The sequence below is a fragment of the Noviherbaspirillum sp. genome, assembly GCF_035254865.1.
Taxonomy (GTDB): Bacteria; Pseudomonadota; Gammaproteobacteria; order Burkholderiales; family Burkholderiaceae_D; genus Noviherbaspirillum.
In genome coordinates this window covers 31,693-51,720 of the sequence record NZ_DATFAF010000004.1, presented here as the reverse complement: position 1 = coordinate 51,720, position 20,028 = coordinate 31,693, and the positions used below count along the sequence as shown (strand labels likewise).

Genomic DNA, 20,028 nt, shown 5'->3' with positions numbered 1-20,028 from the left:
TCGCATCGGCAACGCTAATCGGCAACGCTATTGAACGGAGACATTTCATCCCAAGATAAACCGGACTCCCACGCTGCCTCTACGGCGGCTTGTCTTTCACTTCAGAAATAGATATGCGCTTACGCGCTTCCATCCTTGTCATCCTTGCCTTGCTGGCGGCGCTGCACACCTATATCGGCTGGCGCATCCTGCCTGATTTGCCGATTGCCAATACCTGGCGCATGGCCGGTGCCTTGTGGCTGCTGGCTTCCTTCCTGCTGGTGCCGACAGCCCTGCTGGCACGCGGCATCAAGCGCCAGCCGCTGGCTGACCGACTTGCCTGGGCCGGCCTGCTCGCATTGGGACTGTTCTCGTCGCTGTTCGTGCTGACGGTGTTTCGCGATGTCGGATTGCTGCTCGCCGCCGTGCTCGCTGTGCATACGGAAGCGCTGGTGCGCTGGAGTGCGATCGCCGTCCCCGCACTGGCAGCGGCGGTAACCCTGGTCGGGTTCATCAATGCGCGCCGCCTTGCGCGGGTGGTCGACGTCGAGGTGCCGATAGAAAACCTGCCGCAGGAATTGCACGGCTTCACGATTGCGCAGATCAGCGATATCCATGTCGGCCCGACCATCAAGCATGGTTACCTGGACGCGATCGTCGAGGCGGTCAACCGGCTCGACGCCGACCTGATCGCCGTCACCGGCGACCTGGTGGACGGCAGCGTGCGCCAGCTCGCGCCGCACACCCAGCCCTTGTCGAAGCTCGCGGCGCGGCATGGCGTGTATTTCGTCACCGGCAATCATGAGTACTACTCGAACGCGTACGACTGGATCGCCGAAGTGCAGCGCCTCGGGCTGAAGGTGCTGATGAACGAGCATGTGGTCCTGCAGCATGAAGGAGCACCCTTGCTGTTAGCCGGTGTGACCGATTACAGCGCGCATCATTTTGACGAATCGCACCGCAGCGATCCGCATGCGGCACTGGCCGGCGCACCGCGCGGCATGGCCGTCAAGGTATTGCTGGCGCACCAGCCGCGCAGCGCGACTGCGGCAGCCGAAGCCGGATTCGACCTGCAGCTGTCCGGCCATACGCATGGCGGGCAATTCTTTCCCTGGAATTTCTTTGTTCCGATGCAGCAGCCCTACACGGCCGGTTTGAACCGTCTCGGAAAACTATGGGTATATACCAGCCGTGGCACCGGCTACTGGGGGCCGCCGAAACGTTTCGGCGCGCCGTCGGAAATCACGCGCGTGCGCCTGGTGCTGGCGCAATAGCGTGCTCCATTCATACCGTCACGAGCAGGCGGGCGTCGGCCAGCGCGGCCGTCCTGTGCATCGTGATGGCCTGATAGTCGGGCGATTTCAGCATGGTCATGAAGGCGTCGCGCGATGGATAGGCGACCAGCATGATTTCATCCCACTCCTCGCCGGCCGGTGCGATGAAGGAGTGCTTTGCCTGCGCCTTCCAGATGATCTTGGCTCCCACGTTCGCCAGATGCGTGCTCGCATTCTTTGCATAGGCGGCGTAGGCATCGCGTCCGCTGCACGGCGCCAGATCCAGTTCGGGCGGATAGACCGCCCGCTCGCGGAAGCGCAGCAGATTCAGCATCACGACCGGTACGCCGGCGGGGACCTTAGCCATCAAACGCTTCACGCTTTGGGGCGTCGGGTCTATCGATTTGATCACATTTATCTCCTCAAACAGGTTGATACGTTCCTCGAGAGCCCGTAATACACCGTGCCAAGGGGCTCCTTGCACTGCGCCGCAGCGCAAGCGAGCGCGACGACCAAAAAAGGCTCCAGCCGCGCATCATGCCAGCTTTCGAGCGCCGCGGCGAAAACGTCCGTTCAAGAAATTTCTTCCGCTACAAACGGAAACAAAATGGCGCGCCCTTGCCACGAACCCGATTGCGCGCGATGGGTCGAACGAGCGGTAACCGTGCGCGCGGCATCAGCCGCTGCGGACCAGTCCACGGCAGCGCGGTGAAGTGTTTTACGGAAATAGTTTCAAGGAGAATGACGTGGGCATCATCGGCAATATCCTCGGCAAGCGGGAACCCGGGGTGATCTATCGCACCATCGATGGCGGGCATCCGGCGCCGTTTCCGGACATGACGGACGAACAGCTCTATAACTTCGAAATGACTTTCAACGTGCCGCACAAAACCTTCGACAAGCCGCCGCCATCGCACAAGACCGCGGCGCCCTCCGATCGCGCCGATGCGTCCGCCGAGAAGACGGCGCAAAACGATGAACCGCCGGACAAGCAGAATGAAAGGCTGTTCGATGCGCCGCGCTACTCGGGCCGCGCCGCACGGGAAGAGCAGCGTGCTCCACGTCCGGCACCGCCGTCCGGCGAAGCGTTGCCGCTCGACTTGACCAGGCCGGTGCGCCTGATCACCAGCAAGCAGTCGGTGGAAATCATCACCACGCGCGCGCGCCATCCTGTTTTCAAGGTGCACGGCTACATCGGCGACGACAACGTGGTGACGGTCTTTACGCTCGACGGCCAGCTATCGGAAAACGGGCCGCGTTTCCTGGAGAACGTGCCGGAACAGCGCCAGCTCTTCCTGAACATCTATCTCAATCCCGACCGGCGCAGCACCGACAGGTATCTGATCACGCAGCACGCGACGCAGGAAGAGGCGAATGCCGCCGCGACCCCGGGCCGCCTGAGCAGCGTCGGGGTGCGTTTCGACCTCGCGAACTAATTTGTCCATCGCTACGAGGTCGCCCGGTTGCAGCACCGGCACCAACGCCTGTTGAACCCAGGCACTGGTGCCCTGTCGATCGGGCCATCGAGCACGTGCCCTTGCTACGTACGATTTGCTTACCGCAAAGCGGCTGGCTACTTGTGCAATCGAACCGCCCGCGTTGAGCATGCGGTCCCGTAAATCTTGCCTGTAGGCTGGTCCTTGATGCCACGCCATGATCCTGCCTCCCGCTGCTGCCGCTCAGGTTTGCGGCCTGTACGGCTCTCAGCGTTCGCCCGCTTCATGACAAGTCAGGCCCAAACTGTTCCAGGCCTGAATCCGCATGAAACTGCGGTGGCGAATCGTCTGTTGTCTGTTATCGAAGCGACGCAGCAGGGCGCACTAGATGGCCGAACCCGTGATCCTGAGTCGAAGTGACGAGCGGAAGAACAAGAATCGGCGGAGTGCGCGTGCTCGACGTTGGGTGGTCGAATGCACCCATAGCTGGCTGAGCTAGTTTCGCCGTCTGCTGGTGCCCTGGGAATACCGCGAGGATTCCTATCTCTCCATGCTGCACTTCGCCTGTGACCTCATCGCTTGGCGCTTGGCTATGGGGAAATGGACTGATAACTAAATTTCAAGGCTCGGCGCATCCACAAGACCAAGGTAATTCCACTCGCTAAAAATCTTTCTTGACAAGCATCAAACTACTTTCTAATATTCCTGTGAAATATCACAGATATCGAAAATTTTAGATGTAGAAAGCACTTCTTTTGGCTCAATCGCTTTATTTGCAATAGCTCGACAGGGCTTCGGGTTGCGCGCCCGATGAATTCAATGATTTTTTCGAAGGGGTTCCCGATGGCAGAAATATTCGATTACTGGACCAAGGACTAATCGATGGATGCAAAGATCAAAATCCGTAATCTACGCAAGGAATTTCGGATGGGGCAGCGATTGTTCACTGCGCTCGACGACATTTCAATCGACATCGAGCGCGGCACGTTTTTCATGATTGTCGGACCGAGCGGCTGCGGCAAGACTACGCTTTTGCGTATTCTTGCAGGGCTGGAAGTGGCGTCCGGTGGCGAAGTCACGGTTCGTCATGACGATCTGACCAAGCCGGCCAACGCGATGGTGTTTCAGGGCGATTCCATTTTTCCGTGGATGACCGTACGGGAAAACGCCGCCTACGGTATGACGATGCGCCGCGCGCCGAAATCAGAAATCCGCGACGTGGTAGGACATTACCTCGACCGCACAGGACTCACTCGTTTCGCCGACGCCTATCCGCACCAGTTGTCCGGCGGCATGAGGCAACGCGTGTCGATTGCGCGTGCGTTCGCCACCGACGCCGAGGTGCTGCTGATGGACGAGCCGTTCTCGGCGCTCGACGAACAGAACAAGACGCTTCTGCAGGAAGAGCTGCTGCGCATCTGGGATGAATCCAAAAAGACCGTGCTGTTCATCACGCATAGCGTGGATGAGGCGGTGACCCTGGGCGATCGCATCATGGTGATGACCGCCCATCCTGGAAAGCAGAAAGCGCTGATCAATATACCGTTCCCACGGCCGCGCAAAGTGCTCGAACTGCGTGCACAGCCGGAGTATGGGGAACTGGTATTCAAGATCTGGGGCCATCTGCGCGACGAAGTTAAGCGCGCCAAGGATCAGGAAGCGCAAAGTACTCAAAGGAGCAAGACATGATGCTCGACGCACGCACCCGCGACCGCCTGATCAGCCTTTTATCGCCGCTCTTGCTGCTCGGTTCTTGGGAATTCGCGGCCCATGTTCAATGGATCGACGTACGCTTTTTCCCGGCCCCGTCCGTGATCGCGCTCAAAGGCTGGCAGCTCACGGCAAGTGGCGAATTATGGGGACACGTCTGGACCAGCCTGCAGCGTCTGTTCTGGGGTTTTCTGGTCGGAGGCATCCCGGCACTGTTGTTGGGCATAGCGATGGGGCTGTACCGTCCCATCAAGGCCGCGATCAATCCGCTGATTAACGCCACCTATCCGATTCCAAAAAGCGCGATTTTGCCGCTGATTCTGCTGATCTTCGGGCTCGGTGAGGCATCGAAAATCGTGATGGTTGCGCTCGGCGTGTTTTATCCGGTGGTCATCAATACCATTGCCGGGGTACAGCAAATTCCCAAAATTTATCTTGATGTCGGCCAGAATTTCCGGGCGAGCCGCTGGGACGTATTCCGTACTATTGCATTTCCCGGTGCCTTGCCTTCGATCGTCGCTGGCGTAAAGCTCGGCGTTGGCATGGGGTTGATCCTGATCGTGATCGCCGAAATGATCGGTGCTGAGAGCGGCCTTGGTTACATGATCTGGAATGCGTGGCAAATTCTGACGGTCGAGACGATGTATGTGGGGTTGGTGGTGGTCGCGCTGCTGGGCTTTGCGTTCACATTGATGTTGGACGAACTGGAACACTGGATCATTCCATGGCGCCACGATCGGTGACTGCGAATAACTAATATATAAAACGTTTTGAGGAGACGAATGATGAACATGGCGAAGCTTACGAAGGATATTCTGATAGGCGCGTCTCTGGCGCTGCTGGCGGCAGTCGGACACACACAGGAGCTTACCGAGGTAAGAATTGGAACCAACAATGTGGTCTCTGACGGGCTGTTCTACATCGCAGAGGCGAAAGGATTTTTCAAGGAGCAGGGCATCGTTCCGAAGTACTTCGTGTTCGACGGCGGACCGAAAATGATTGCGCCGCTGGGGGCCGGGCAGATCGATGTTGGTGCCGCGGCGTCGTCGGCCGGCTTGTTCAATGCGGTTGGACGCGGCATCAACATCAAGGTGGTCGCCGACAAAGGATCGACCCCGGCAAGTTACGATTACATACCGATCCTGGTGCGCAAGGCGCTGGTCGACAGCGGCAAGGTCAAAGGCTTCAAAGACTTCAAGGGATTGAAGGTGGCGGAGTCCTCGAAGGGCGGCTCTCCTGGTTCCAAGCTGAACGAGGCCCTCAAGCAGGCCGGCCTCAGCTACAAGAGCGTCGACCATGTCTACATGAGCTATCCGCAGCAAGTTCTGGCGCTGGGGAACGGTTCGGTCGATGCGGCGGTCACCACCGAACCGTCCGCGACGCAGGCGATCGAAAACGGCTCGGCAGTCAAAATTTCGGACGACAGCGCCTACCCGAATCAGCAGGTCGCCGTGGTGGTCTACAGTATGGACTTCATCAAGGGCAAACCGGATTTGGCAATGAAATTCATGATCGCATACCTCAAGGCGGTACGGTTCTACAACGACGCGATGAAGGCTGGCAAGCTGGCCGGCCCGACCGCCAACGAAGTGGTGAACATACTGATCAAGAACACCAACGTCAAGGATCCGGCGGTCTACCGCAATACCACGCCCAACGGCGTAAACCCGAATGGCAAGGTGAACGTCGAAGGTCTTAAGAAGGACTACGACTTTTTTGCGGAACAAGGCTATATCGAGGGCAAGGCCAGCGTCGAGCAGGTGGTGGACAATAGTTATGTCGAGAACGCGCTGAAGGTGCTCGGACCTTACACGCCAATGAAGTGACATGACGCGCGATCGCCGGTGGAGCGGGATCGAGATGGCGGGTAGCGTGCATTGAACAACCCTTTTCGGGAGACACCTAATATGGCAGCAATGGATTTGCGTGACTGGATTGCGCAACTGGAAGAGGCGAAGGAAATCAGGCGCATCGGCGCGCAAGTGCATTGGGACTGCGAGTTGGGAGCGGTGACGCGTCGTGTGCTGGAAAAGAAAGGCCCGGCCTTGTTGTTCGAATCGATCACGGACTACCTGGACGGCCCGGCTACGCAAGTATTTACAGGGTCGTACGGCACGAGAAAGCGCCTGGCGCTGGCTCTGGGTCTGGCGCCGGACGTTACTAATCCGGAAATGGTGCGATACGTAATGCAAAAGAACCAGGAGCGGATCAAGCCGGTACTGGTAGAGACGGGACCTGTGAAGGAAAACATTGTCAAGGGCGACAAGATCGACCAGACGATTTTCCCGGTGCCGCGTTGGGGCGCGCGCGACGGCGGCCGCTACATCCACACGTTCTCGCATGTTGTGACAAGAGACCCGGACACCGGTGTCATGAACGTCGGCATGTACCGCGGCATGATAGGCAAAAAAGACACGACGCCGATGCTGTTGATCAAGGGTGGCCAGCACTGGGGACAACACTTCACCAAATACGCCGAGCGTGGCGAAGAAATGCCGGTTGCGTGCGTTATCGGGGGCGACCCAATCCTGCCGTTCCTGTCCGGCTCACCGCTGCCGCAGGGCGTCTGCGAGTGGGACGTGCTGGGCGCATACCGCGGCGAACCGGTGCAACTGGTCAAATGCGAAACGGTGGACCTCGAAGTACCGGCGAACGCCGAAATCATTATCGAAGGTTTCATCTCCGACGCCCCGGACCGGCTGGAATCGGAAGGCCCGTTCGGAGAATTCACCGGCTACGTCTCGGACCTGCCGACGCCACGGCCATCGATGCGCATTACTTGCATCACCTACCGCAACAAGCCGATCTTCCAAGGCACCTTGGAAGGCACGCTTCCCGGCTCCTTTAGCGAGAACAGCGTGATGTGTTCGGTGCAACGCGCCGCGATCGCGTGGAACATATTGAAAAACGCCGGCATCCCTGGCATCACCGACGTGTTCATCCATCCGATCACAAATGGAACCAACATTTGTGTCCAGATCAAAAAGCAATACCAGGGTCAGCCGAAACAGATTGCTGCGGCGCTGTGGGGTTCCAGCGCCGCGCAATACCGGTATAAGCACGTGTTCGTCGCCGAAGAAGACATCGACATTTCGTCGTATGAACAACTGGATTGGGCGATGGCCTACCGGATGAACGCGCTGGAAGACGGCATTGTGGTCTTCCCGGGCACGTTCGGCTCACCGATCGATCCCAGCACGCCGCTGCACGACCGCAACATCGAGCAACTTGGCTCGGGATTATGGAACCGCGTGTTGTTCGACATGACGCGCAACTGGAAATTTAAACGTCAGCCGGAATGGAACAATGAAAGATTCCCACCGACGGTACGGCCGGCGGAACAAGACGAAGCCAAGGTCAAGGCAAGGTGGCAGGAATACGGGTTGGGAGATCTGTAATGCAAGAAAGAAGCGAAATGAACAAACGGTTCTGCCGGATAACCGGGCTCGGTTAGTCGAAGAACGGGACGGTACGCGGCCAGTTTGCGTTGCTAGAGCAGTTTGGGCCTGACTTGTCATGAAGTGCGAACGCTGCTGCCGCACAGGCGCAAACCTGAGCGGCAGCAGCGGGAGGCTATAGATACTCAGGATGAAACTCCTCTAGTGCTTCCCGAGCGTCGAGGCGCGGAACAAATCCTTCGCCTCGCGCGGCTGCGAGCGCCAGTACTGCGGCGGCGCATCGATCTGCGCCCCCAGCCTGGCCGCTGCGTGCCATGGCCAGCGCGGATCGTAGAGCATGCCGCGCGCCAATGCCACCATGTCGGCGCGGCCGGATGCAATGATCTCGTCGGCCTGTTCCGCTTCCGTGATCAGGCCGACCGCGATCGTCGGCACGCCGGTGTCCGTCCTGATGCGCTCCGCAAACGGCACCTGGTAGCCTGGCCCGAGCGCGATCTTTTGCAGCGGTGACAGTCCTCCGCTGGAGACGTCGATGAAATCGCAGCGGCGCTTTTTCAGCTCCTGCGCCAGGACCACCGTCTGCTCCAGATCCCAGCCGCCCTCGACCCAGTCCGTCGCCGATACGCGGATGCCGACCGGCTTGTCGGCGGAGAAGTTGGCGCGCACGATGTCGAAGATTTCCAGCGGAAAGCGCAACCGGTTTTCCAGCGATCCGCCATATTCGTCTTCGCGCCGGTTGGATAGCGGCGACATGAACTGATGCAGCAGGTAACCATGCGCACCATGCACCTCGATCGCATCGATGCCGAGGCGGTCGGCGCGCCGCGCCGCTTGCGCGAACGCATTGCGGATGCGCTGCAGGCCCTCGGCGTCGAGCGCGATCGGCGTTTCGTCGTGGTCGGCGAAGGGCAGGGCGGAGGGCGCGGAGGTTTTCCAGCCGCCTGCGTGCGAAGCGATCGACTGTCCGCCTTCCCACGGTACGGCGGTCGATGCCTTGCGTCCGGCATGTGCGAGCTGGATCGCGATTGGCATCGATGAATGCTTGCGGATCGCGCGCAATACGCCGTCCAGCGCTTGCTCGTTGGCGTCGTTCCACAAGCCGAGGTCCTGCGGCGAAATGCGTCCTTCCGGCTCGACCGCGGTCGCTTCGATGATCAGCAGCCCGGCGCCGGACAGCGCAAGCTGCCCGAGGTGCATCAGATGCCAAGGCGTCGCGCTGCCCTGGTCGGCCGAATACTGACACATCGGCGCGATGGCAATCCGGTTCTTTAATGAAAGCTTTCCGAGGAAAATGGGGGAGAATAGCGATGTCATTGAGGTTTGTCTTGTTCAAGTCGGTGGAAGGAACGTGCTTTCGGACCGGCGTGGATCGCATCGCATCACGGCGACCACATACTGCAAGGGCCCCATTGATCTAAGCTACATCATTACGGAAAACGAAAAACGACCATGCCGGATCACAACAAGCTCAATTTAACCACTATTGCTTCCTACGTGCTGGCGGCACTCGCGCTGTTCATTGTGCTGATGAAAGGTTTGCTGGCCTCGCTGTTTGCCGGCTTGCTGGTGTACTCGCTGGTGCACCTGCTTACGCCCGTGCTGGGCAAGAACATCAGCGACCAGCGCGCGCGCATGATCGCCGTCGCCATCCTCGGCACCCTGATCGTCCTGCTGCTGTCGCTGGCGGTGTGGGGCGCGATTCTGTTCTTCCAGAGCGACGTCGGCAACCTGCAGGTGCTGTTGCAGCGGCTGGCCGACATCGTGGAAGCCTCGCGCGGGCAGATGCCGGCCTGGCTCAAGGAACACATCCCCGCCAATGCCGAGGCGATCCGCGAAGCCATCACCAACTGGCTGCGCGCGCATGCGGTGCAGGCGCAAACCATCGGTCAGCAGGCCGGGCGCACCGTGGCGCACCTCCTGATCGGCATGATCATCGGCGCCATGGCGGCGTTATACGACACCACCACGACACCGCAGTTCAAGCCGCTTGCCGCCGCCCTGCATGCGCGCGTGGTCAATCTGCACGACGCCTTCCGTCGCATCGTGTTCGCGCAGGTCCGCATCGCCGCCATCAATGCCGTCTTTACCGCCGTCTATCTGCTGCTGGTGCTGCCGCTGGCCGGTATCCACCTGCCCTTGACCAAGAGCATGATCGCGATCACCTTCGTCGCCGGCCTGCTGCCGGTGGCCGGCAATCTGATTTCCAACTCGGTCATCGTGATCGTCAGCATGTCGCATTCGCTGGCGATTGCCCTTGCCTCGCTTGCCTTCCTGATCGTCATCCACAAGCTCGAATATTTTCTGAATGCAAAAATCATCGGCTCGCACATCAACGCCCGCGCCTGGGAGTTGCTGACCGCCATGCTGGCGATGGAAGCGATGTTCGGCCTGGCCGGCGTGGTGGCTGCGCCGGTCTACTACGCCTACCTGAAAAAGGAACTGACCGATCAGGGGCTGGTTTGACCGCGGAGTTTTGAACAGGCAGGAAACTTTCGGCATTCCCGGTTATCGCATGAGAGCGGGCTCTTGCGTCCGCTCACGCAATTTAACTGGAGAAATGATATGTCGAATCTCAAGAGAAGTTCCGAGGAAGATGAGAAGAGGCAATCGCAGGAGCCGACATCTTCGCACGGCAACAATTCGAAATCGGTGACGCCGAAGGACGTTTCTCCACAGGATGCGTCCGCGAAGGACGTGACCGAACGGAAAACCTGCTCGGACGATCCGGAAGAAAGAGAACAGGAGATGCTGGATGACGCTGTGGACATGACGTTTCCCGCCAGCGATCCGATTGCGATTCCGTCGCCGGACAAGGAGCGCGAAAAGCGTATTGCACAACGAAACAATCCTTGAATCAGGAGGCCGGCGAGTTGCTCGCCGGCTTTCCCGATCCGCATGCTCCGAAGTCACCGGGGCTGGCAGACCAATCCATGAGGTCTGAAGAAACAGGGGTTGCAGCGAACGTCCGCTAGCCGCCGATCGATGCCAGCGCAACACGCGCTGCCGCAAGATCCCATGCTGCATGGCCGACCGTCTTCAACACGGGCGCGATCTCCGTGCGCGGCATGCCATGCGCGAGCACGTCGGGAAGATCGCGCACCAGCTTCCAGTCGATATTGGCGCGAATCAAATCGCCGGCTTCATGCTGCGCGCCGGCCAGATGATCGACCACGATGGCGCGTGCATGCAGCAAGTCGGCCGGGAACTCCGCCATCTCCGGCTTGAACGCACCGACACCCAGCGCCAAGGTATCCGGCCGCAGCCGGGACGGAATCACCGGCGACTTGGCCGTGGTCAGCGCAATGATCAGATCGACATCCTCGCAATGCGCATCCAGTTCCGCAATCGTCACTGGAGTTGCCGCGATCTCGGCATGGCGCATCCACAGCGCGTCGCAGAATGCCTGTGCCGCTGCTGCTGTCCTGCTCGCGATGCGGAAATGCGAAATGCCGAAATAGTCGATCAGCGCATCCGCATGGGCCACTGCTTGCACGCCGGTGCCGATCAGCAGCGCGGACGCCGGTTTTTTCGGCGCGAGTTTTTCGATGCCGAGCAAGCTGACTGCCGCGGTGCGCCGCGCGGTGACGGTCGGTCCGTCGAGCAGCGCCAGCCGGCGGCCGGTCGCCGTGTCGAACACGACCACTTCGCCCTGAATCGCCGGCAAGCCATGCTGCGCATTGTCGCCGTGCACGGTGATCAGCTTGGTGGCGCTGATATCCCGCGCGATGGCCGGCATGCACAGCAACACGCTGGATGCATCGATCTTCACCACCTGGCGCTCGGGCGCATGGATCTCGCCATTGCCGAGTTGCCGCGCGGCCTCGGCGATGGCCGGCACCAGTTTCCCGTAGGGGAGCGCTTGCGCGGTTTGCAGACTGTCCAGGACTCGCATGGCGACGTGCTCCGTGTTCAACGCAAGCGCTGCTCGAGCACGCCGCGCAATGCCTGGTCCGCCTCGCGAATCATTTTTTCCGTGGTGTCCCAGCCGACGCAGCCGTCGGTCACCGAGCAGCCGTACTTCAGTTGCGACAAGTCTTCCGGAATCGATTGCTTGCCGCCGACGATGTTCGATTCGATCATCACGCCCACCAGCGACTTGCTGCCAAGGCGAATCTGGTTCACCACATCGTTCATCACCAGCGGTTGCAGATCCGGATTCTTGAAGCTGTTCGCATGCGAGCAGTCGACCACGATATTGGCCGGCAGCTTGGCCTTTGCCAGCGCCTGCTCCGCCATCGCCACCGACACCGTATCGTAATTCGGCCGGCCGTCGCCGCCGCGCAGCACCACGTGGCCGTAGCGGTTGCCGGCCGTGCGCACGATCGCCGTGCGCCCCTGCGCGTTCATGCCCAGGAAGGAGTGCGGGTGCGACGCCGACAGGATCGCGTTGATCGCGATGCCGATGTCGCCGTCGGTGCCGTTCTTGAAGCCGACCGGCGTGGACAGGCCGGACGCCATTTCGCGGTGGGTCTGCGATTCGGTGGTGCGCGCGCCGATCGCGGTCCAGGCGATCAGGTCGCCCAGGTATTGCGGCGAGATCGGGTCGAGCGCTTCGGTCGCGGTCGGCAGGCCGAGTTCGCACACGTCGAGCAGGAACTGGCGCGCATTGGCCATGCCGCGCTCGATGTGGAAGGAGTCGTCCATGTCCGGATCATTGATGTAACCCTTCCAGCCGGTCGTCGTGCGCGGCTTCTCGAAATACACGCGCATCACCAGCAGCATGGTGTCCTTCACTTCCTCCTGCAGCTTCTTCAGGCGGCGCGCATAGTCCAGTCCCGCGACCGGGTCATGGATGGAGCAGGGGCCGACGACGACGAACATGCGCGGATCCTTGCGATCCAGGATATTGCGCAGCGCTTCGCGACCCTGCGTGACGACCGTGCCGGCGGCGTCGGTCAGGGGCAGGCGGGCGTGCAGCTCTTCCGGCGTCGGCATCGAGTCGAAGGAAGTGACGTTGACGTTTTCTACATTGAAGGTGGTCATGATCGGATTGTGGTCAGAATGGAATCGTTGCGTCGCGTCCATCCGGCAAGCGGCGTGCGCGAAAAGACGACAGTTTATCGCTTATTGCATGCGCATGAACCACATTGGCGCTACGGCCCGTTCCACCTTGCGGAGAATTTAAAGGCGCTCGTTGATCAGCTCGACGATGAAATCGCGCATCGCGATGACGCGCTGGCTGCCTTTCAGGTCGCGGTGATAGACCAGCCACAGGTCGCGCGACAGCGATGGCTGGATGCCGCCAAGCCGCTGGATGGCCGGATCGCCATCGCCGATGAAGCACGGCAGCATGCCGACGCCGAGCCCCGACCGCACCGCCGCGTACTGCGCCTGCAAGCTGTTGCAGGCCAGCGCCGGCGGCTTGTCGCGAAACGTCGTCTTCATCCATTTCGCCATCGGAAGATCGGCCCAGGAATCGTCCCACGACACATAGTTGAGCGTTTGCCATGCAGCGACGTTCGCGTCGGCCGGCAGCGATCCGGCCGCGCCATACATGCCGAAGTCCATCTTGCCGACACGACTCGCTATGTAATCTCCGGCGCCGTCATCCGGGTCTGGCGCGACGATGCGCAGCGCCAGGTCGGCCTCACGCCGCGACAGGTTGGCGCGCGTCAGGGCGATATTGAGTTCGATTTGCAGCTTCGGATAACGCGTGCGGAAGCGGTGCAGCTGCGGCACGATCAGGTGGAAGGCCAGCATTTCCGTGGTGGCTAGGCGCACCTGCCCCGACAGCTCCTGCTGTGCCGACGAACGGCCATTGCGTTCGGCTGCCATCATCGCCTGTTCCACCAGCTCGATATGTTTCAGCAACGCGGCGCCATCGTCGGTCAACAGGTAACCGGTTTGCTGGCGCAGAAACAGGCTCGCGCCGAAGCGTTCCTCCAGTGCCACGATATGGCGCGACACGGTAGACGCGCTGGTACCGAGCGCGAGCCCGGCAGCGCTCAGTCCGCCGTGGCGGGCAACCGCCAGAAAGAATTTCAGGTCATTCCAGTCAAACGCGACATTTTTCATTTTCGGAAAATCGTTTTCCAAATTAACAAAACATATTCCAAAAGTGGAAACCTATACTAGCCCCATGTCAGTTCGGAGGCAATCGTCATGAATCATTCCTGGATCTACCTGAAGCTGGTGCTGACCACGCTCTTTTGGGCGGCGGTTTTCCATGTCGGCAAGTACGCAGTTGCGCTCATGTCGCCGGTCGCGGTCGGTGCCTGGCGCTTTATCGTCGCAGCGGCCGTGCTGCTGCCGCTGGTCGCGCTGCGCGAAGGCTGGTCGCTGCCCGCCGTGCGGCGCAATGCGCTGGCGCTGGCCGTCATGTCCGCGGTCGGCGTGTTCGGTTTCAATGTCAGCCTTTTCTACGGCTTGCGCCTGACCTCGGCGGTCAACGGCGCGCTGATCATGGCCTTCAATCCGGCGCTGACGGTCGTGCTGTCGGCCCTGATCAACCGTGAATCGGTGACGATGCGTCAAGCGGCCGGCCTGCTGCTCGGCCTGATCGGTGTGAGTGTTGTCGTTAGCAAGGGATCCTGGCATGTGCTTCAAGCCATGTCGTTCTCGGCCGGTGACCTGCTGGTGTTGCTCGGCAGCCTGGGCTGGGCGATCTACTCGGTCATTCCGAAGCGCTTCGTCCATGGCCTGTCGACGATGCAGGTAACCGGCAGCACGATCACCGGCGGCGCCGCACTCATGGCGGTGTGTGCCGCCGCGACGACACCCGATTTCCTGCAGCCGCCCGCGCTGCCGATGGCAGCCGCCATCGTCTTCATGGGCCTGTTCGGTTCGGTGCTGGCCTATCTGTGGTGGAACCAGGCGGTGCAGAAAATCGGCGCGGCATCGGTCGCCGTGTTTATCAACCTGGTGCCGATCTTCACCGCCCTGATCGGCTTGCTGCTCGGTCAATCGATTTCCCTGGCGCAGTTGTGCGGCGCTGCGCTGGTGATCGCCGGTGTGCTGGTCTCATCCGGCAGATTCAAAGCCATCCCTGCCGTGCCCGCGCTTGCGCAAGCGCAGGCGTACCGCTGAGCGGACGGTCAGGCCCGCAATCAATGGAGAAATGCAAATGCAGACAAACCCACCCGTCCTCTACGAGGAAGACAATGGCATCGCGGTCATCACATTCAACCGGCCCCACGCGCTCAATGCGCTCAACATCGATGTCTTGCAGCGTCTGTCGGACATGCTCGATGCAGCACGAACGAATGACGCCGTGCGCGCCCTGATCCTGACGGGCGCGGGCACGACGGCATTTTCCGCCGGCGCGGATATCAAGTACCTGAGCGAGGCCACGCCGCTGGCGGTGCGGGACTTCGCTCGCCTTGCTGTGCGGATCACCAACAAGATCGAAAACCTTGGCAAGGTCGTGGTCGCCGCGCTCAATGGCACCACCTATGGCGGTGGCCTGGAACTGGCCGAGTCCTGCATGATCCGCATCGCGGCGAGCCACGCCATGCTCGGCCACCCCGAAGTGCGCATCGGCGCGGTCGCCGGTTTCGGCGGCACGACCCGCCTTCCGCGCCTGGTCGGCAAGGGGCGCGCTGCGGAAATGCTGCTGCGCGGCCGCGCCGTGGATGCCGAGGACGCGCTGAAATTCGGACTGGTGCAAGGCATCGCCGACGCCAGCCGATTGTTGGAGGAAACGAAAGTCATTGTCCGCGACATCCTCGACCAGTCGCCGACCGCGGTCAGGCTGACCTGGGAAGCCTTGCACAGGGGGCTCAACATGACGCTCGAAGAATCGGCCGAGCTTGGCGCCGATTTCTTCGGGCTCGTCGCGTCGTCGGATGACTTCCGCATCGGAACGAGTGCCTTTATCGAAAAGACGCGCCCGCGCTACACCGGCCGGTAGGCGGCGAATTCGAACCGCAAGGCAGCACGCCATCGCAACATGTCTTGCGGTCACCGACGATGTATCGATCAGAATGGATACATGCGTATCCATGCATTGCCAGTGATGCCGGCGCCGCTGACAGGCGGCTCGTCATTGACCTTGATGGCCTGGCCCACCAGGTCCGCATCCGGGCCGCCGCCGGCGCGCACCATCTTCTGCACGGTCGACAGCGTGAGTTTCATTGAAAAATGGCCTGCGATGTTTTCCAATATGCTCAGCTTCTGCCCGGCCTGGGAGAATCCGGCTTCCAGATCCAGCAGCAGGAAAACGCTGGTGGTATCGCCGTGATTGTCGGGTACCTGCGACATTGGCAGCAGCCGCACCGTACCGGCCGGCGCAGCGATATCCCCCCGGACTTCCGCACCGGACGCGCTGCGTCCGTACACATGGATTTGCGCGCCGTCCTGCAATTTCACCGAGACCAGTTCACCGCTCGGGCTGGCTACCATTTCGACCTTGTCGATCACGAAACGCATCACCTCGGCGACGCCATTCGTGCCAATGCCGGGCGAGTCGTTACGCTCGGTAAGATCGATCGCGATTCGCCCCACCGCAGTTTGATTTCCCACCGACTGCCCCGCTGTCGCCGGCAGAACAAACTTGCCTATCCGGATGCCGAACGCCGCAATCGGCGCTGCAGGCGCAGCAGCGGTCGGCTGGACGCCGCACACGCCGTCGATCGCCGGATTGCATCCGGCCGCAGCCGCGTTGATGTCAAGGTGGTCTGTGCTGCTGCCGGCCGCCATGTCGACGATCCCTCTGTCGCTCTCGAATTCGTCGAGCGTGACGGGAAGATAGATCACCCGGTTGGTTCTGATGTACAGGATCTGGTTGGCGACGATCTCCAGGCTGCCCTTGAGCGGCTGGTCGGCCACGACCGGTTTGACAGGCACCGGATTGCTCGGCGGTGGCGTGACGGTCGCCGGCGGATCGGCCGGCTTCTCGATGGCCGGCGCAGGCGTGGGCGCGGGTGCGGCGGTAGCGCTCGCGGCCGCAGTCGGCGTGCTGCTGCTTTCATTGTTCGGCGCGGTACTGCCTGTGGCCGGCGCGGCGGCGGCAGTCTTGCCCGTATCCCCGCCACCACCGCAGGCGGCCAGAAGTACCGATGTAAGGAGCAAAAGCGGAATACATTTTTTTGCATGCATTGTTCGTCTCCATGCCGACCGCACTCCCGCGACGAAGCCTTGCCGCGACGAGCTCAGGCGCGTAATTGTCCAGGTCAGTTCGAGGAAGGGCGATGCCGCATCCGGATTCCGAATCATCCATGCGGCACGCCCGCGTCCGATCGTCATCGGTGCCTTCATCTTTGCTCAGGTAAGCGCTCGGCTCTATCCCAAGTCGCTGCGCTTTTGCGTGCCATCAAAGGACGTGATGTACCGACAGAGAATGCGTGTTGAATGTGCAGCGTATCGATATTGCCGTCATCGTTGACGGCCGACGCTCAAGGAGTGACGGGTACGGTCGAAGTCAGTACGTCGAGTAGCGCAGCCGTCTCTGCATCCGGCATGCCGTCGAAGCGGGCAGGGCGATACTTCATCTGGAAAGCGACCAGGATCTGCCGCGTCGCTTCATCCAACTGATTGCTGCAGGGAAGAACATAGCCATGCAGCACCAGCTTGTTTTGAAACCAGCCGATGTCGGGCAATTGCTGCTCGAATGCCTGGCGGCGTTGCGCGACCTGCGCGGCATCGGGCCAGCGGATCAGGCCGGCTTGCGCGAGCTGCTGCCACGGAAACATCGGGCCGGGGTCGGACTTGCGCTGCGGCGCGATTTCGTTATGGCCGAGGATGTGATCCGGCGTGATGTGGTGCCGCGCGACGATCTGTTTGAGCAGGCCGATCAGCAGCGCGATCTGCTCGGGTGGATAGGCGAAGAACACCCGGCCCTGCGGCGTATCCTGATAGCCGGGATTGACCAGCTCGACGCCGATCGAACTGAAATTCAGCTGGGCATCGTTGTTCCATGCGCTGAAGCCTGCGTGATAGGCGCGACGACCTTCATCGACCAGCTGATAGATGGCGGCGGGATGATCCGAGATCAGGTAGTGGCTGCTGACGCTGCCCCTGCTCAGGATCGACAGCGCACGCGGAAAATCGCCCTCGGTGTAATGCAGGATCACATAGCGCACCCGGCTGTCCTGCGAGACGGAAGAATAGCTGTGATCGATCGGCGGACCGCCCGCGCAACCGGCCAACAGGATCAAGGCGACAAGTGAAAGAAGATATTTCATCGTTCTAGTTACGCAATGCCGCCGGCGTTGTACCAAACTCGCGCCGCACCAGTTTTCTCAGTGCCGTTCCATCCTGATAACCGACCTTGGCGGCAATCGCCTCGATGGACATGGAGGTCGTCTCGATCAGATGCGATGCATGCAGCAGCCTTCGCCGCTGAACGAATTTGACGGGTGACACGCCAGTCGCCGCCTCGACGCGGCGCGCCAGCGTCTTGGCCGAAACCGACAATTCCGCCGCGAGCGCCGCGATGCTGATCGGCTCGGCGAGATGCGCGTCAATCCAGCGCTCCGCGGCGATCACGGTGGGATCGATATGTTGCACATGCGCGTGCACCATATAGCGCGCCTGCGACGGCCGCTGGTCGATCAGCAGGTAGCGCGAACACAGGTGCGCGATGGCCGTACCCATGATGTCGGCCACGATGGCCAGCATCAGGTCGAGCTGCGAGTAGGCCGACCCCGCAGTCAGGAACGGGCCATCCCGCACCAGCATCCTGGTTTCGTCCAGCCTGACGTCGGGGTGCCGTGCCCGGAAGAGATGCGCCAGCCACCATGTCGTGGTGACCTCGCGACCGGCAAGAAGTCCGGTCCGCGCAAGCAGAAATACCGACGAGCATGAAGCGCCGATGCGCGTCGAGCGCGACGCCTGGCGCAGCAGTTCTACTGCGGCATCCGTATCCTTCTGCGCGAGGCGCGCCGAGATCGCATCATCCGAAACCATTCCCAGTCCGGGAATGACAATCCAGTCCGGCCGGATTGCCTCCTTGAGCGCGTCGCGGAAGCTCATGTCCGCCTTCAGCTGCAGACCGGCGCCGGTGCGGACCGACTTCCTGTGACCGGCGACAAGAATCCGCACCTGGCCGCGCTTGCCCGTTCCGGAAAGAAAGGACTGCCCGGCCCGAATGGTATCGAGCGTGATGGCGAGGCTGGAATCCATGACGCCATCAAGTGCAAGTATCAGGACGGTTTTCATTTGTCCATTTTGACATGAAAAATGTCGAAACTGAACATTTTCCATTTACGGCCAACGCGGCAGACTTGCACGCATCGACCAATGAGAAGGAGGTTTGCCGATGTCGAAACGAAACATGCAGCAAGACGATCCGCTCGACGATTTCAACGCCCGCGAAATCACGCTGGACGGCATCACGAAGGTGGTGCACGTTGCCGGTACCGGACCGGGAGTAATCGTCATGACCGAGATGCCGGGAATCAGCCCGCACGTGGCGCGTTTCAGCCGCTGGGTTCGGGACGCAGGATTCACCGTGTACATGCCCTCGCTGTTCGGCCGCGACGGCGCGGTGGCGTCGGAAGAGGAGGGCATGGCCGTGCTCAAGCGGGCTTGCGTCAGCGCCGAGTTCCGCGCCTTCGCCGCCAATGAATCCAGCCCGGTGACCGTCTGGCTGCGAGCGTTGGCGAGACTGGCGCATCAGGAGTGCGGCGGCCCCGGCGTGGGCGCGATCGGCATGTGCTTCACCGGCAACTTCGCGCTCACCATGATGCTGGAGCCGGCGATGCTCGCTCCCGTGCTGTCGCAGCCATCGCTGCCGTTCAACGATCCCGCCGGCCTCGAGATCGCACCCGACGAGCTAATCGAAGTGCAGCGGCGCCTGGAGCGCGACAACCTGACCGTCATGGCTTACCGATTCCAGGGCGACCGTTTCTGCACGGCGCAACGCTTTGCCGCCTATTCAAAGGCCCTCGGCGACCGCTTCGTCGCGCGCGTGCTGCCCGACAGCGCCGCCAGCCGCGAGACGCCGCCCTTCTTCGAGAAAGTGGTGGCATGCCCGCACAGCGTCGTCACCGCGCACCTGATCGATGAAGCCGGACAGCCGACGGTCGCGGCGCGCGATGAAATCCTGTCGTTCTTCAGGCACAGGCTTGCTGTGTAGAATTTGCCAATCAAGCAACTTTAACGGTAGTTCTTCCCGCTCCAGACGCGGAAGCACTACCGTATTAGCATGGATTTCCGATATCATGCAGTCTGGCCATAATTCCCTGGCATATGGGCTCAGGCTCGACTTCGATAGCGGCACCGGCGAACCGCGCCGCATCGGAGACGTTCCCACTGCACTGACATCGCTCCAAGACGTCCGTCGCTTCGCCC

General features: G+C 61.0%; 19 protein-coding genes. 11 read left to right on the top strand and 8 right to left on the bottom strand.

What is annotated here, in order from left to right:
• Positions 1 to 113: 113 nt before the first annotated feature.
• Complete coding sequence (locus VJ651_RS01030; RefSeq protein ID WP_324105642.1) at positions 114 to 1,253, top strand: metallophosphoesterase; 1,140 nt, start codon at positions 114 to 116, stop codon at positions 1,251 to 1,253.
• A 10-nt stretch (positions 1,254 to 1,263) separates the two neighbouring features.
• Here VJ651_RS01030 and VJ651_RS01025 read toward each other — a convergent pair whose 3' ends face one another.
• Complete coding sequence (locus VJ651_RS01025) at positions 1,264 to 1,620, bottom strand: DUF1330 domain-containing protein (protein ID WP_324105641.1); 357 nt, start codon at positions 1,618 to 1,620, stop codon at positions 1,264 to 1,266.
• A gap of 379 nt (positions 1,621 to 1,999) precedes the next feature.
• On the opposite strand from VJ651_RS01025, the gene VJ651_RS01020 reads away from it, so the two are divergent.
• The 5 genes from VJ651_RS01020 (at position 2,000) to VJ651_RS01000 (ending at position 7,797) form a co-directional block, all read left to right on the top strand.
• A complete protein-coding gene (locus VJ651_RS01020; RefSeq protein WP_324105640.1) occupies positions 2,000 to 2,689 on the top strand; it encodes a hypothetical protein in 690 nt (229 codons plus the stop codon).
• Between the two features lie 927 nt (positions 2,690 to 3,616).
• Positions 3,617 to 4,378, top strand: coding sequence for an ABC transporter ATP-binding protein (locus VJ651_RS01015; RefSeq protein WP_324105639.1), 762 nt, complete (start codon positions 3,617 to 3,619; stop codon positions 4,376 to 4,378).
• Positions 4,375 to 5,142, top strand: coding sequence for an ABC transporter permease (locus VJ651_RS01010; RefSeq protein WP_324105638.1), 768 nt, complete (start codon positions 4,375 to 4,377; stop codon positions 5,140 to 5,142). Before VJ651_RS01015 ends, VJ651_RS01010 begins: the two co-directional genes overlap by 4 nt.
• A 48-nt stretch (positions 5,143 to 5,190) precedes the next feature.
• Entirely contained in the window at positions 5,191 to 6,225 is a 1,035-nt protein-coding gene (locus VJ651_RS01005) for an ABC transporter substrate-binding protein (RefSeq protein ID WP_324105637.1), read from the top strand.
• 81 nt (positions 6,226 to 6,306) lie between these two features.
• Positions 6,307 to 7,797, top strand: a complete 1,491-nt coding sequence (locus tag VJ651_RS01000; protein ID WP_324105636.1) for a UbiD family decarboxylase — start codon at positions 6,307 to 6,309, stop codon at positions 7,795 to 7,797.
• A gap of 201 nt (positions 7,798 to 7,998) precedes the next feature.
• Here VJ651_RS01000 and VJ651_RS00995 read toward each other — a convergent pair whose 3' ends face one another.
• Positions 7,999 to 9,111 (bottom strand): NADH:flavin oxidoreductase/NADH oxidase, encoded by a 1,113-nt coding sequence (locus VJ651_RS00995; RefSeq protein ID WP_324105635.1) that lies wholly within the window; start codon positions 9,109 to 9,111, stop codon positions 7,999 to 8,001.
• Between the two features lie 135 nt (positions 9,112 to 9,246).
• Between VJ651_RS00995 and VJ651_RS00990 the strand changes: the two genes are divergently transcribed.
• Both VJ651_RS00990 and VJ651_RS00985 read left to right on the top strand, forming a co-directional pair.
• Complete coding sequence (locus tag VJ651_RS00990; protein ID WP_324105634.1) at positions 9,247 to 10,260, top strand: AI-2E family transporter; 1,014 nt, start codon at positions 9,247 to 9,249, stop codon at positions 10,258 to 10,260.
• 99 nt (positions 10,261 to 10,359) lie between these two features.
• The gene (locus VJ651_RS00985) at positions 10,360 to 10,650 is read left to right on the top strand and encodes a hypothetical protein (protein WP_324105633.1); all 291 of its coding nucleotides are present in this window, start codon (positions 10,360 to 10,362) and stop codon (positions 10,648 to 10,650) included.
• Between the two features lie 115 nt (positions 10,651 to 10,765).
• On the opposite strand, the gene VJ651_RS00980 is transcribed toward VJ651_RS00985, so the two are convergent.
• The 3 genes from VJ651_RS00980 to VJ651_RS00970 all read right to left on the bottom strand — a co-directional run bounded on the left by VJ651_RS00980 (position 10,766) and on the right by VJ651_RS00970 (position 13,812).
• On the bottom strand, positions 10,766 to 11,689 hold the full coding sequence (locus VJ651_RS00980; protein WP_324105632.1) for a delta(1)-pyrroline-2-carboxylate reductase family protein: 924 nt from the start codon (positions 11,687 to 11,689) through the stop codon (positions 10,766 to 10,768).
• Positions 11,690 to 11,706: 17 nt separating this feature from the next.
• A complete protein-coding gene (locus tag VJ651_RS00975; protein ID WP_324105631.1) occupies positions 11,707 to 12,780 on the bottom strand; it encodes a 3-deoxy-7-phosphoheptulonate synthase in 1,074 nt (357 codons plus the stop codon).
• Between the two features lie 138 nt (positions 12,781 to 12,918).
• Complete coding sequence (locus VJ651_RS00970; protein WP_324105630.1) at positions 12,919 to 13,812, bottom strand: LysR family transcriptional regulator; 894 nt, start codon at positions 13,810 to 13,812, stop codon at positions 12,919 to 12,921.
• An 87-nt stretch (positions 13,813 to 13,899) separates the two neighbouring features.
• On the opposite strand from VJ651_RS00970, the gene VJ651_RS00965 reads away from it, so the two are divergent.
• The gene (locus VJ651_RS00965) at positions 13,900 to 14,823 is read left to right on the top strand and encodes a DMT family transporter (RefSeq protein WP_324105629.1); all 924 of its coding nucleotides are present in this window, start codon (positions 13,900 to 13,902) and stop codon (positions 14,821 to 14,823) included.
• 37 nt (positions 14,824 to 14,860) lie between these two features.
• Positions 14,861 to 15,646, top strand: coding sequence for an enoyl-CoA hydratase/isomerase family protein (locus VJ651_RS00960; RefSeq protein ID WP_324105628.1), 786 nt, complete (start codon positions 14,861 to 14,863; stop codon positions 15,644 to 15,646).
• A gap of 68 nt (positions 15,647 to 15,714) precedes the next feature.
• Here VJ651_RS00960 and VJ651_RS00955 read toward each other — a convergent pair whose 3' ends face one another.
• From VJ651_RS00955 to VJ651_RS00945, 3 genes are all read right to left on the bottom strand, one after another.
• The gene (locus tag VJ651_RS00955) at positions 15,715 to 16,833 is read right to left on the bottom strand and encodes a hypothetical protein (protein ID WP_324105627.1); all 1,119 of its coding nucleotides are present in this window, start codon (positions 16,831 to 16,833) and stop codon (positions 15,715 to 15,717) included.
• A gap of 296 nt (positions 16,834 to 17,129) precedes the next feature.
• Positions 17,130 to 17,918 carry an N-acetylmuramoyl-L-alanine amidase gene (locus tag VJ651_RS00950; RefSeq protein ID WP_324105626.1) on the bottom strand — a complete coding sequence of 263 codons (789 nt, stop codon included), beginning with the start codon at positions 17,916 to 17,918 and terminating at the stop codon, positions 17,130 to 17,132.
• Between the two features lie 4 nt (positions 17,919 to 17,922).
• Positions 17,923 to 18,894, bottom strand: coding sequence for a GlxA family transcriptional regulator (locus VJ651_RS00945; RefSeq protein WP_324105625.1), 972 nt, complete (start codon positions 18,892 to 18,894; stop codon positions 17,923 to 17,925).
• A 100-nt stretch (positions 18,895 to 18,994) separates the two neighbouring features.
• Between VJ651_RS00945 and VJ651_RS00940 the strand changes: the two genes are divergently transcribed.
• Positions 18,995 to 19,813: a dienelactone hydrolase family protein gene (locus VJ651_RS00940; RefSeq protein WP_324105624.1), complete on the top strand. Its 819-nt coding sequence runs from the start codon at positions 18,995 to 18,997 to the stop codon at positions 19,811 to 19,813.
• Positions 19,814 to 20,028: the final 215 nt, after the last annotated feature.